Annotated in this window: 11 protein-coding genes and 1 tRNA gene; 4 read left to right on the top strand and 8 right to left on the bottom strand. The window is 65.6% G+C overall.

The window, feature by feature from the left end; all coding sequences use genetic code 11:
• Window positions 1-262: 262 nt before the first annotated feature.
• The 6 genes from ACQ651_RS11175 to ACQ651_RS11150 all read right to left on the bottom strand — a co-directional run bounded on the left by ACQ651_RS11175 (window position 263) and on the right by ACQ651_RS11150 (window position 5,176).
• Window positions 263-793 (bottom strand): DUF2244 domain-containing protein, encoded by a 531-nt coding sequence (locus ACQ651_RS11175; protein WP_227285008.1) that lies wholly within the window; start codon window positions 791-793, stop codon window positions 263-265.
• Window positions 794-797: 4 nt separating this feature from the next.
• On the bottom strand, window positions 798-2,462 hold the full coding sequence (ctaD, locus tag ACQ651_RS11170; RefSeq protein WP_227285007.1) for a cytochrome c oxidase subunit I: 1,665 nt from the start codon (window positions 2,460-2,462) through the stop codon (window positions 798-800).
• 157 nt (window positions 2,463-2,619) lie between these two features.
• Complete coding sequence (locus tag ACQ651_RS11165; RefSeq protein ID WP_227285006.1) at window positions 2,620-3,180, bottom strand: exopolysaccharide biosynthesis protein; 561 nt, start codon at window positions 3,178-3,180, stop codon at window positions 2,620-2,622.
• Window positions 3,181-3,303: 123 nt separating this feature from the next.
• Window positions 3,304-3,513, bottom strand: coding sequence for a hypothetical protein (locus tag ACQ651_RS11160; protein ID WP_227285005.1), 210 nt, complete (start codon window positions 3,511-3,513; stop codon window positions 3,304-3,306).
• A 227-nt stretch (window positions 3,514-3,740) separates the two neighbouring features.
• Window positions 3,741-4,400: a lipoyl(octanoyl) transferase LipB gene (lipB, locus tag ACQ651_RS11155; RefSeq protein WP_227285004.1), complete on the bottom strand. Its 660-nt coding sequence runs from the start codon at window positions 4,398-4,400 to the stop codon at window positions 3,741-3,743.
• Between the two features lie 5 nt (window positions 4,401-4,405).
• Window positions 4,406-5,176, bottom strand: a complete 771-nt coding sequence (locus tag ACQ651_RS11150) for a LytTR family DNA-binding domain-containing protein (RefSeq protein ID WP_227285003.1) — start codon at window positions 5,174-5,176, stop codon at window positions 4,406-4,408.
• 102 nt (window positions 5,177-5,278) lie between these two features.
• Here ACQ651_RS11150 and ACQ651_RS11145 point away from each other — a divergent pair, with 102 nt between their 5' ends.
• The 4 genes from ACQ651_RS11145 to ACQ651_RS11130 all read left to right on the top strand — a co-directional run bounded on the left by ACQ651_RS11145 (window position 5,279) and on the right by ACQ651_RS11130 (window position 8,361).
• Window positions 5,279-5,776: a DUF2306 domain-containing protein gene (locus ACQ651_RS11145; protein ID WP_430449304.1), complete on the top strand. Its 498-nt coding sequence runs from the start codon at window positions 5,279-5,281 to the stop codon at window positions 5,774-5,776.
• Window positions 5,777-5,849: 73 nt separating this feature from the next.
• Window positions 5,850-5,936, top strand: a tRNA-Leu gene (locus ACQ651_RS11140).
• A 276-nt stretch (window positions 5,937-6,212) separates the two neighbouring features.
• Window positions 6,213-6,926 (top strand): GGDEF domain-containing protein, encoded by a 714-nt coding sequence (locus tag ACQ651_RS11135; protein ID WP_430449303.1) that lies wholly within the window; start codon window positions 6,213-6,215, stop codon window positions 6,924-6,926.
• Window positions 6,927-7,116: 190 nt separating this feature from the next.
• Window positions 7,117-8,361 (top strand): lytic murein transglycosylase, encoded by a 1,245-nt coding sequence (locus tag ACQ651_RS11130; protein ID WP_430450323.1) that lies wholly within the window; start codon window positions 7,117-7,119, stop codon window positions 8,359-8,361.
• A 16-nt stretch (window positions 8,362-8,377) separates the two neighbouring features.
• On the opposite strand, the gene ACQ651_RS11125 is transcribed toward ACQ651_RS11130, so the two are convergent.
• On the bottom strand, window positions 8,378-9,055 hold the full coding sequence (locus tag ACQ651_RS11125; protein WP_430449302.1) for a Crp/Fnr family transcriptional regulator: 678 nt from the start codon (window positions 9,053-9,055) through the stop codon (window positions 8,378-8,380).
• Window positions 9,052-12,039 (bottom strand): ATP-binding protein, encoded by a 2,988-nt coding sequence (locus tag ACQ651_RS11120; protein ID WP_430449301.1) that lies wholly within the window; start codon window positions 12,037-12,039, stop codon window positions 9,052-9,054. The genes ACQ651_RS11125 and ACQ651_RS11120 overlap by 4 nt, the downstream gene beginning before the upstream one ends.

Here is a 12,039-nt window from a genome sequence, read left to right as displayed (position 1 = left end):
CGGTCGGACAGCGGTTACACCGCGGGAGCCTTGGTTTGGATGCTCTGGCCGCGGCCATGGAGCGGATCGGTCGGCTGATAGGCGGCCCTATAGGCGCGCCCGGTGGCGGTTTGCTTGATCATGAACTCTGCGCGGCCCGGGGCAAGGTCGCGAAAACCCGTCTTCGGGGCGTTCCTGCTGGCAGGTGAAGCCCGGAACGTCACACTGAAACGCTCTCACCCGGCGCGCGGTCGAGACGGCGAATTTCGGCACCAAATCGCGCTCATGACGCGCGAAGCTCCCGCTCCAGCCTGGCTTTCAGCGCCACCCGTTCACCGGGCGTCAGGAACGCGCCAAGCTCGACCTCCCGACTGCCGCCGCTGAGCGTGACGTAATTCGGGACCGGGCCGCCTTTCGCATGCAGGTTCACCCGGACCCAGTAGGGGTTGGCCTCCCAGTCGCGGGGCGGACGGCGGGGTTCGACCCGTTCCAGCCGGATCAGATCGTCCCACAGCACCAGTTCCTCATACAGGGCGCGATCCCGCCAGGATCTCTTGAGCGCCGCCCAGATCGCGGCCACTGTCCCGAGGATGAAGGGCAGCAAGCCCCAGAAGAGCGAGGTGCCGATGACCGCCAGAAGCGGCAGGCAGATCAGCGTGGCGGTCAGGCCGATGAACCAGACGAAGCCGTCGGGCGTGAGCGACCGGTAGGGGGTCAGTACGATACGCAGGCGCGGCACCCCGTGGCCGGAACGCGAAAGGGCCCCGAAATCCTCCGGGGCCCCTGTGTCGACTGTGTCGATAAGAACCGGCATCGCGTCAGTGATGCGGTTGCTTGTCCCACATCTCGCGCGTGGGCAGTTCTTCGAACGTGTGTTCGGGCGGCGGGTTGGGCAGGGTCCATTCCAGCGTGTCCGCATGTTCGCCCCAATAGGCCTTGTCCTCCACCTTCTTGCCGGCGCGGAGCGTGTAGAACACGATGCCGATGAAGAAGATGAACGAGGCAAACGAGATGAACGCACCGATCGAACTGACATAGTTCCAGAGCGCGAAGGCATCCGGATAGTCGATATACCGGCGCGGCATGCCCTGACGACCCAGGAAGTGCTGCGGGAAGAAGGTCAGGTTGGCGCCGATGAAGAACATCCAGAAATGGATCTTGCCCATCAGTTCGGGGTATTGCCGACCCGACATCTTGCCGATCCAGTAATAGATGGCCGCGAAAATGCCGAACACAGCGCCAAGGCTCATCACATAGTGGAAATGGGCCACGACGTAGTAGGTGTCGTGATAGGCCCGGTCGACGCCCGCCTGCGACAGAACGATACCGGTCACGCCGCCGAAGGTGAACAGGAAGATGAAGCCGATGGCGAAGAGCATGGGCGTCTTGAAGCTGATCGAGCCCTGCCACATCGTGGCGATCCAGGAGAAGATCTTGATGCCCGTGGGCACCGCGATCACCATCGTGGCCACCATGAAATAGGCCTGCTGGGTCAGTGTCATCCCGACCGTGTACATGTGGTGTGCCCAGACGACGAAGCCGAGACCGCCGATCGCCACCAGCGCATAGACCATGGGAAGATAGCCGAAGATCGGCTTCTTGGAGAAGGTCGCGACCACATGGGAGATCACGCCGAAGGCCGGCAGGACCACGATATAGACCTCGGGGTGGCCGAAGAACCAGAAGATATGCTGGAACAGGACAGGGTCCCCGCCACCGGCCACATCGAAGAAGGTGGTGCCGAAGTTCCGGTCCGTCAGGAGCATGGTGATCGCGCCCGCCAGGACCGGCAGCGACAGCAGAAGCAGCCAGGCGGTGACGAAGATCGACCAAGCGAACAGCGGCACCTTGTGCAGCGTCATGCCCGGCGCGCGCATGTTTAGGAAAGTGGTGATGAAATTGATCGCGCCCAGAATGGACGATGCGCCCGAGACATGGATCGCGAAGATCGCGAAGTCGACCGCGCGTGACGTGGGCGCATCCTGCCAGCTGAGCGGTGGATAGAAGGTCCAGCCCGGCCCCGCGCCACCATCGACGAAGACGGCACAGAACGCGAGCGCGGTGCCGGCCACATACAGCCAGTAGCTGAGGTTGTTCAGGCGCGGGAAAGCCATGTCGGGCGCGCCGATCATCAGCGGCATGAAATAGTTGCCGAAACCGCCGAAAAGCGCGGGAATGACCACGAAGAACATCATCAGCACGCCATGGCCGGTGATCAGCACGTTCCACAGATGCCCGTCGGGGGTGCATTCGCCCTCCGCCGCGGCGCTGAGAATCCGTGCGCCTTCGGTGCACATGTACTGCACACCGGGCTCCATCAGCTCCAGCCGCATGTAAACGGTGAAGGCAACCGATATCAGCCCGACGAAGCCCGCCGTGAAGAGGTAGAGAACCCCGATGTCCTTATGATTGGTGGACATGAACCACCGGGTGAAAAACCCCGGCCGCTCGTGATCATGTCCGGAAATGGCGGCGTCAGCCATATCACGCTCCCTGTTCAGCTTGTGCGTCGTGGCAAAGGGGTCTGGCCGCCCTGCCATGCGTTCCTTCTGGCTGTTCTAGTGCCGCATCCTGCGGCGTGCAATGCGGAAACGGGGGGCCGCGGGTGGGAAAAATTGCCTCAGCATGTCGACAGGGTGTTTAGGTCCAAATAGTTAACAGAAGCGTAACCGCGCCCGCGACGGGAAGCAGCGCCACCAGCGCCCACAGCCCGTCGCGCGTGATCATCGCCAGTCCCATCAGGCAGATCGCCGCGGCCAGCAGCGACGAGGAGAAGGGCACAAGCTCCAGAAACGGCATGGCCAGCCCGCAAAGGGCGCAGGCCAGTTGCAGCAGGCTCAGCATCGGCTGCCTTGTCAGAAAGCCGAGCCGGCGGCCGCTGTGGCGATCCAGCCAGCGCGCGGGCCGGTGCAGGTGCTCCATCGCGGATCTGAGCCCCTTGGTGCCGACGCTGCGGCGCAGGAGCCAGCCCGGCAGCCAGAGATGGCGGCGGTGTCCGAGCATCTGGATCGAGACCAGAAAAATCATGATGCCGCAGATGCTTGGCAGAATCGGGATGCCGGACAGCGGGGAGACGACAATCACCGCCGGGATCAGCAGCGCCGGCAGAAATCCGGCATTGCCGAAGGCGGCGAGCATATCGCGGACGCTGACCTCCTCCGTGTCGCAAAGCGACAGGACGTCATCGACGATCTCCGTCATGCTGGACGGGGGCGGTCGCAGAGGCGAATCTGTGATGTCGGACGGAGGCATGCTCGGGCCAGTTTGAAAACCGACCCGCAATCTAGCGCGAGTCCGGGGCAGGGACCATGCCGGATCGGCGTGTCAGCGGTAGGACCAGCTTTCATAAACGGCCGGCAGCGCGCCGGCGGTCAGATTCGCGGGCCTGATATCCTCCACCAGCCCGGCGATGGTGACGCCCAGAACGATGCTCAGCCCGGCCATGGCCGCCACCAGAAGCCGAACCTCGACCCAGTCATCCCGGTCGACCCGGCTATCCCGACTTTTTGCAGGAATATTGGTGTCGCGCATCATTACGTTTTCCTTTCGCCACCCCGAAAGAATAGGACCAATTCATAAACAAATTACTTACAGTTTTCCGGGCATCGGCGGGAGGTGCGCGTCGCGCCGGGGCGGATCTAGGCGGCAGCCTGCCGGGGATCAGCGGAAATATGCCTTGGGGCGCCGCCTGGCGGGGCGCGCGTCCCGGAAACAGGCCCGTGGGGCCGGGGACGGGGGCGCGGTGCCCGGCCAGCGCCCGGTCAGGCTTCGCCGGTGGGGAAGGCCGCGGCGAAGGTCCGTTTCAAGGCCACATCCACATCGTCCATCGTGACTGGCAGACCCAGATCCACAAGGCTGGTCACCCCGTGGCCGGTGATGCCGCAGGGCACGATCCCGTCGAAATGGCTCAGATCCGGCTCCACATTGATCGACAGGCCGTGAAAGCTCACCCATTTGCGGATGCGCAGGCCGACCGCGGCGATCTTGTCCTCCCGAGGGGTGCCATCTGGCAGCGCCGGTTTCTCGGGCCGGTCGACCCAGACGCCGACCCGCCCGGGGCGGCGCGCACCGGTGACGTTGAACTCGGCCAGTGTGGCGATCACCCAATCCTCGATCCGGCAGACGAACTGCCGCACGTCGCGACCGCGCCGGTTGAGGTCGAGCATGACATAGGCCACACGCTGGCCCGGCCCGTGATAGGTGTATTGCCCGCCCCGCCGGGTCACGTGGACGGGAAATCGGTCGGGAGCCAGCAGGTCGGCGGGTTTGGCCGATGTGCCCGCGGTGTAAAGCGGCGGATGTTCCAGCAGCCAGATCGCTTCGCCTGCGCGCCCGTCTGCGATGGCGGTGACGCGCGCCTCCATCTCGGTCAGGGCCGTGTCATATGCCACCAGCCCCTGGGATGTCAGCCATTCGACCATGTGTTCTATCTGGGCAGAAGCCCGGCCTCCCGGATCGCGGGCAGATTGGCCCGGCTGACGGGAATGTCATCGCCATGGCGCATCGTCAAGCGGGCGCGGTCCCCCTCGCGGGCGGCGGCCCGCACCTGATCGAGCGCGATCCAATGCGACCGATGCACCCGAAGCCCGCGCGTTTTGCCCACCTCCCGGATCGCATCCGAGAGTCGCAGCAGCACCATTTCCTCCCCTTTGGTGGTGCGGATGCGCACGTAATGGTCCTCCACCGAGAGCGCGACGAGCGGCCCGCGCTTGTGGAGAGGCAGCCGCTCCAGGATCGGCGCAGGGGCAGGCGCGACCTCCTGCCGCCCACCCGGCCCCTCGAAAAGATCGAGCACGACCGTGACGATCAAGGCGATGGCGATGATGGTGCCGGCAAATTCCGGCATCTCGCCCATTTCGGGCACATGTCCGAAGGTCGCGGCATTCACCGCCAGCACCACCAGCATCACGCCGATCCCGGTGAAGAACCCGATCACGCCCAGCAGCGGCCAGCGCGGCAGATGATGCCGCAGCCGTGGCCAGAGCAAAGCGGCCGACAGGACGCCCACCGAATAGGTCGCCACCACAAGAACCAGCCAGTAGACCGTGCGCGGCCCGAGGCGCAGCAGCTCGTCGGTGTCGAACGGGCCGACCAGCCCAAGGATCGCGGCGATGCCCGCAAGCGCGGCCAGCGTCGCGGGGTGGCTCAGATGGGTCCGCATTTCACGAAGCGCGGGATGCGGGGCGGGGTGGGTCACGAAATTCTCACGGGTTTTGCGAAATCGGAGTGGCCGGGGCCGGGGCCGGATGGGCATGACCATGCCACCCGTCCAACCGCTTGCCAAGCAGGGAGATCCCGGATGACCCTCGACCCGATCCTGAATGCCCCTACCGAGGTGCAGGTCCATGTGCTGGCCGTCATTGCCGCCGTCGCGCTGGGGCCCTTTGCGATTTACCGCCGTCGGCGCGATCTTGTGCACAGGATCCTCGGTTATCTGTGGGTTTCGGCCATGGCGGTTGTCGCCGGCTCGGGACTGTTCATCGAAAGCGCCCTCTGGGCGATGCTGGGCCCCTTCGGGCCGATCCATCTGCTTTCGCTCTGGGTGCTGTATACGTTGTGGCGCGGGGTGGAGGCGGCGCGGCGGCGCGATGTGGCGACGCATCGCGTGACGATGCGGGGGCTTTACTGGCAGTCGCTGGGAATCGCCGGGCTCTTCACATTGCTGCCCGGGCGCCGGATCAACCGCGTCGTCTTTCCCGAAACGCCGGAGGCGGGCGGCGTTGTCGTGGTGCTGGGGGTTCTGACGATTGTCACCCTTGCAATAATCGGCCGGACGCGGCGCGGCGGGACGACATGATCGATTGCGCTTTTTTGCCCTTCACAACCCCTGATCCCTCGGGTATTCAGCCGCGGCCTACCGGAGATCACGTGCGCTCGTGGCGGAATTGGTAGACGCGCAGCGTTGAGGTCGCTGTGGGGTAACTCCCGTGCGAGTTCGAGTCTCGCCGAGCGCACCAATCGGTTCCGGCGCAGGCGCCCTCTACCGGGCCCTTTTGCGCCGAAAAGCCGTCGGATCGCCTTGGTGGTTTGCCGCGTGGCCTGCCCGCCTGCACTGTCCCCCAGTTTGATGTGACGACAACGCGCCTTCGGGATCGGCGGGGTGAGGATGTCGGTGGGCAAGCCCGCCGGGGCGGCAAAAATCTTTGGGACGGAGCATTGGACATAGTCAGTTTCTTAACGAAGAGAGCCCATTTACGGCGACAGTCCCGATTTTCCGGATCGGCGGGAGGATGATGCTGAAGGTCAGGAACACGACGGAGAAATGGGTCTTCGTGGCCATTGTCTCGACAATCTCGATCAGCGCGTCGGTGATCCTGACGGGGCTGACTGCGCCGTTCGGTTTGAGGGAGGGCGCGCTTCTTCCTGCGCTGCTGGTGCCTCTCTGCGTCGCCTTGCCCACGTCGCTGTGGACAGCCGGGATGCTGCTGAACATCCATCGCCTGAACCGGCGGCTTGAATATCTGGTATCCCATGACCAGATGACCAATCTGCTGAACAGAAGCCATTTTTTCCGCCGGTTCGATGTGTTGGGCGCCGGAACCACGGGCGCGATCATGATCGCCGATATCGACAGCTTCAAATCCATCAATGACACCTATGGGCATCGCGTGGGCGACGCCGTTATCCACCGGATCGCCGCCATTCTGCAACGCGGCGTCGAACCCGACGGGTTTTTCGCCCGTTTCGGAGGGGAAGAGTTCGTGGGCTATCTTCCGGGGGAGGAGATGGAACACGCACAATTTCGCGCCGAAGCGATCCGCGCCGCCGTCGAGAGCCAATCGATCCGCGTGTCGGGGCAGGATCTGAGCTGCACGGTGTCGATCGGGGTGCAGCTTTATGACGGCACCTGCCCGTTGGATCAGGTTCTGCACGCCGCCGACGAGGCGCTGTACGAGGCCAAAACGGCCGGCCGGAACCGGGTTGTGCGCGCAAGCCCCCGCCGCTAGGGCGGCGGCGGTCATGCGGTGCCATGGCGTACCGGCTGCAACGGCCCCCGGGGGGGAACCCGGTCGAAGCAGGGCCCGGGTGGCGATCGGCGAAGGCGCGCCGGCGCACTGTCTGACCAAGCCGCGCCGCCTTGCCCCTCCCGGCGCCGCGGGCCACAGTCCGCTCATCTGTCAACCGGAGTGAAACATGATGCACATGACGCGGCGCGGGGTGGTTCTGGGCGGAGCGGCGGCGGTTCTCTCGGCATGTCTGCCCGATATTCGCCGGACGGGGATGCGGGAGCCCGGTGCCGATCGCGCGATGCGGCCCTCCCCCAACGCGGCCTATGATGCCTGGGTTGCCGCATTCCGCCCGCGGGTGGAGGCGCGGGGGATCACGCGGGCCACCCTTGATGCGGCGTTTCGCGGGGCGGGCTTTCTGCCCGGCGTGGTGGAGCGGGATCGCAACCAGACGGAGTTCACCCGGAGCCTGCAGGATTACCTCGCCATCGTGGCATCGCCCGAAAAGGTCACGGAAGGCCGCGCCCGTCTGCGCGCGCGCCAGGCGCTTCTGGCCGAGATCGAGGGCCGGTATGGCGTGCCGGCCCATGTGGTGGCGGCGATCTGGGGGGTGGAAAGCAATTATGGCCAGCGCCGGGGCGACATTCCGGTGATCTCCGCGGTTTCGACCCTGGCCTATGACGGACGGCGCGGCGCGTTTTTCGAAAGCCAGCTGATCGCGGCGCTGCGCATCCTGCAAAACGGCGATGTCGCGCCCGGCGCGATGACGGGAAGCTGGGCGGGCGCCATGGGTCATACCCAGTTCATCCCCACCACGTTCGAGGCCTATGCCGTGGATTTCCGCGGCGACGGGCGGCGCGATATCTGGGCCGAGGATCCGACCGATGGGTTGGCCTCCGCCGCGGCCTACCTGTCCGGCTCCGGCTGGCAGCGGGGGCGGCCCTGGGGGCTGGAGGTGCGCCTGCCGGACGGGTTCGATACCGGGCTGGCCGGGCGAGGGGCTGCGCGCGGCGTGCCGGCATGGTCGGCCCTCGGGGTGCGCGATGCCGCTGGCGGCGGCCTGCCGGATCATGGCGCCGCGTCGATCCTCATCCCGGCGGGGCCGGGCGGCCCCGCATTCATTGTGTTCCGCAATTTCAGCGTGATCCTGCGCTACAACAATTCGCAGAATTATGCCCTGGGCGTGGGCTATCTGTCCGACCGGCTGGCCGGTGGGGCCGGTCTGCGCGCGTCTTTCCCGCCCGACCGTTTCGGATTGACGATCGCCGACCGCCAGGACCTGCAACGCCGCCTGATGGCGCTGGGCTTCGACACCGGCGGGGCCGATGGGGTGATCGGGCCGCGCAGCGAGGCGGCGATCCGCGCCTATCAGCAAAGCGCCGGCCTGCCGGCCACGGGGGAGCCGTCGCGCGCGCTGCTGATGCGGCTGCGATAGCGCCGTCGGGCCTGCCCTACACCACTTCCGACAACGCGCCGGGGTTCAGAAGCTCGATCCGCTGGCGGGAGGATTTCAGCAATCCGCGGCGGCCAAGTTTCGTCATCGTCCGGCTGACCATCTCGCGATTGGCGCCGATGCTGGCGGCAATCTCCGCATGTGTGGGCGCGTCATCCAGAATACCGCCGATTTCCAGCCGCCCCCGTTCCATCGCCAGCCCGATCAGGAAGGAGGCGACCCGTTGCTCGACGGAAAAGGTGGTGAGTTCCAGATTGCGGGCGGTCAGCGCCCGGATCCGCGCCACCAGATCGCGCGCGATCCGGGTCCGCAGAACCGGAACCTTGTCGAACAGGTCCAGAAACGCGGCCTGCGGCAGGATCAGGACCTTGGCGGGGCTGCGCGCGACGACGGCGAGCGACCGGTGGCCGCCATCAAGGGCCGAAAGCTCCCCCAGATAGGAGCCCGTGGCGAAGCGCGAGAAAATCACCTCCCGCCCTTCCTTGGTCCAGTAGACCGCAAGAAGCGCACCGGAGAGCAGGAAATAGACATCGCGCGAACTGTCCTCGTGATTGAACAGAAGCTCCCATGGGTCGAGATTTTTTTCCTTGAAGTTCAGAGGGATGCCAGCAAGATCATCATCCTTCAGGCCGGCAAGAAGCGGCAGGCCGTATGTCAGCAGTCTGCGCCCGGTCATGGGGCCAGCAGCAATCTGGCCCGCTGCATTTCCGGCACCTGCGCGCCGGGCGGGAAGGCGCGCAGGATATCGGGCAGATCGACCTCGTTGGGGTCGCTCACATGGGCGAGATCGAGAAGCGCGCGCAGCGTCCAGAGCGTGGCGCCCTGTCGCTTGCTGGTTTCGACCGCGAGTTTCAGGGCCGTTTCGGCCTCTCCGGGGTGATTGTCCCGGCGGCAGATCTGGGCGTGAATCCGCAAGATCTCGGCATACCAGCAATGCAGGCCGCTTTCGCGCGCCTCTTTCACCGCGATGGAGGAGACCTGATAGGCTTCGGTCAGCCGGTCCGCTTCGGCCAGGCGTTCCGCGTAGCAGGCCGCGAAATAGGGTGTTCCCACATTGGCGCCGATCGCCCGCTGCAACTCCAGATTGGCCCTGAACCGCGCAAGCCCCGCCCTGGTCAGGCTTTGCGCCGGATCCATGATGAAGTTCCAGGTCTGGCCGGTGATCTGCCAGAAGACCGCGCCCTGTTCATCGGCCAACGCCATGCCATCGCGCAGCCGGTCCAGCGCTGCCCGCTGATGCCCGGCGTAAAACAGCGGCACCGCGCCCCAGATCTTGGCATAGGGCAGCATCACCGGAATGTTCAGTGCCGCCTGATGGGCATCGGTCTCGGCCACGAGATCGGGCACCTTGTCGACCTCGCCGGTGAAGGCGCGCGCCGGGGCTTCGAACATCTGGGCCGCGGCGAAGATGTCCATCCCGTAGCGGGTGATCATCGCGGCATGGTCCTCGATCCGGTAGAGTTTGCGGATCTCGGCGATCTGGGTGAACTGGGTCCGGAAATCGCCCTGGTAGAAGCAGCCGCAGTTGCGCGTGGCAAGGGCGGCCAGCGCGACCTCGATCCCGTCGCGATCCATCGGCAGCCTGCCGGCAAGGTCGCCAAGCAGGTCGCAGAAACCATCGGCCCTGCGCTTGTCGCCGGCGGTGATCGCATGGGAAAAGCTGCCGAAGAGCGCGGCCGCGCTTTCCGTGCTGTTGGACGGGCTGGACCGGGCCAGTTCATGGACAGCATCGAAGGCCTGCCGGACTGGTTCGGCGGTGAACCCCTGCACCTGCATGAGGATAGAGCCAAGCGTCGTCTGGCAGGCGATCGCCAGATCGACGGAGGCATCCGCCGTGCCCTCGGCCTCCTCGCACAGCGCGATGGCGGCGCGGGCATGGGCCTCGGCATCGGCGAAGGCGCCTTGCAGAAGAGCGGCCTTGCTGACCTCAAGATAGCTCCGGATGGCGGCACCGATCTGGCGCGCCTTCATCTGATGGCGGGCCAGAACGGCGATGTCGCGGGCAAGACGGCCGGGAAACCGCTCCTGCAGAACCTCGACGATCCGAGCATGCAGCGCCTGCCGGGTGCTGCGCAGGACGGAATGATAGGCCGCCTGCGCCAGAAGCGCATGGGCAAAGGCGAATTCACCTTCCGAGCGTCGCACAAGCACACCGGCCGCGACCCCCTGTTCCAGCGCGGCCGACGGATCCTCCCCCTCCGGCATCAGCGCGGTGAGCATATCCAGGCCGAAGCTACGCCCGATGGCCGACGCCCGTTGCAGCACGGGTTTGGCCGGTCCGGTATCGTCGATCCGCGCGGCAAGCAGATCCATCAGGGTTTCGGGGACCGTTTCGCTGGTGCCGAAATCGGGCCCGGCGCGTTTGTAGAGCTGTTCCAGGAACAGCGGCACGCCGCCTGCGCGCTCCACCAGACGCGCCTTGGCCGCGCCGTCGATTTGCCCACCGCTGAGCACGGCCAGCATGTGATGCGCGTCGGTCTCCGACAGCGGATCAAGCGCCAGGATCTCGGTGGCGCCCTCGGCCAGATGCTGGCCCAGTTTCGGATCCTCGCGGCTGGTCAGGATGATCTGCATCCCGGACGGCGCCAGATGGGGGCTGTGCAATATGTGCTGGATCACCCCGAAACTCGCGATATCGAACCAGTGCAGATCCTCGAACACCAGCAGGCCGCCCGACTGGGTGCTGCGAATGGCACGCCACAACGCCGCCTCGATCCGTGCCTTGAGGGCAAGGCTCGACAGTTTGCCGAGCAGCACCTGACCTTCCGGCAGGCCCATGATCAGCGCAAGTCCGAGATGATCCTGTTCGGCAAGCTCGCCAAATCCGCGCCGGATATCCGCAAGGCCCGGGGTCAGTTCACCCAGATGGCGGGATATCCAGTCCTTGAACGGATGATAGCTTGAGCCGCCATTGATGCCCTCTGCATGGAGGATGGTGGCGGGGGGGGCGCGTTCGGCCATATGCCCGACCAGGGCGGTTTTGCCGATCCCGGCCTGACCGATGATCAGAACCGGCTTTTCCGCGTTCATCAGGACCGCGCGCTCGCGGTCGCGGCCCACCAGTTCGCATTGCGAAACGGGGCCGTTTCGGAGGGTGTCCCTGGGGCGATACAGGGTCTGCGGCTCGGCGAAGCCTTTGAGGGTCTGGTCCGGGCGGGACACGAGTTCAAATCGTCCGCGCAGCAGCCGCTTGGTGCTTTCCGAAATCATGACGGTGTTCGGAGCGGCCTTTTCCTGCACCCGCTGGGCTAGGGTCGTCACCATGCCGGTGATCCGCGGCCATGCCTCGCGCTTGGCGCCGGCGCGCACCGCAACCTCGCCGGTGGCCACGCCCGCCCTCAGCGCCAGATCGAAGGCGCCGGTTGCGGCCTCGCGAATTGTCTCCACAACCCGCATGGCGGCATCCACGGCGCGAAGGGCGGCCAGTTCGTCCGCTCGGGAAAGGCCGAACACGGCCACGATCCCGTCGCCCAGATACTCGGTCACTTCGCCGCCATTGGCTTCGACGATCCCGCGGGACATCCGGTAATAGTCTTCAAGCCAGTTCTGCAGGTCTTCCGCATCCGCGGTGCTGGCGACTTCGCTGAAGCCGACCAGATCGAAAAAAACAGCCGTGACCTGTTTGCGCTCGCCCTCGGGACGGGCCACTTCAAGTGACAT

Source organism: Rhodophyticola sp. (assembly GCF_965284195.1).
Taxonomy (GTDB): Bacteria; Pseudomonadota; Alphaproteobacteria; order Rhodobacterales; family Rhodobacteraceae; genus Rhodophyticola.
This window is presented reverse-complemented; position numbering and strand designations above follow the sequence as displayed.

Excerpts from the sequence above, each read along its gene's own strand:
- ctaD (WP_227285007.1), bottom strand. The coding sequence starts at position 2,462 with ATGGCTGACGCCGCCATTTCCGGACATGATCACGAGCGGCCGGGGTTT.
- lipB (WP_227285004.1), bottom strand. The coding sequence starts at position 4,400 with ATGGTCGAATGGCTGACATCCCAGGGGCTGGTGGCATATGACACGGCC.
- ACQ651_RS11125 (WP_430449302.1), bottom strand. The coding sequence starts at position 9,055 with ATGACCGGGCGCAGACTGCTGACATACGGCCTGCCGCTTCTTGCCGGC.
- ACQ651_RS11175 (WP_227285008.1), bottom strand. The coding sequence starts at position 793 with ATGCCGGTTCTTATCGACACAGTCGACACAGGGGCCCCGGAGGATTTC.
- ACQ651_RS11135 (WP_430449303.1), top strand. The coding sequence starts at position 6,213 with ATGCTGAAGGTCAGGAACACGACGGAGAAATGGGTCTTCGTGGCCATT.
- ACQ651_RS11130 (WP_430450323.1), top strand. The coding sequence starts at position 7,117 with ATGCACATGACGCGGCGCGGGGTGGTTCTGGGCGGAGCGGCGGCGGTT.
- ACQ651_RS11120 (WP_430449301.1), bottom strand. The coding sequence starts at position 12,039 with ATGTCACTTGAAGTGGCCCGTCCCGAGGGCGAGCGCAAACAGGTCACG.
- ACQ651_RS11165 (WP_227285006.1), bottom strand. The coding sequence starts at position 3,180 with ATGACGGAGATCGTCGATGACGTCCTGTCGCTTTGCGACACGGAGGAG.
- ACQ651_RS11145 (WP_430449304.1), top strand. The coding sequence starts at position 5,279 with ATGACCCTCGACCCGATCCTGAATGCCCCTACCGAGGTGCAGGTCCAT.
- ACQ651_RS11160 (WP_227285005.1), bottom strand. The coding sequence starts at position 3,513 with ATGATGCGCGACACCAATATTCCTGCAAAAAGTCGGGATAGCCGGGTC.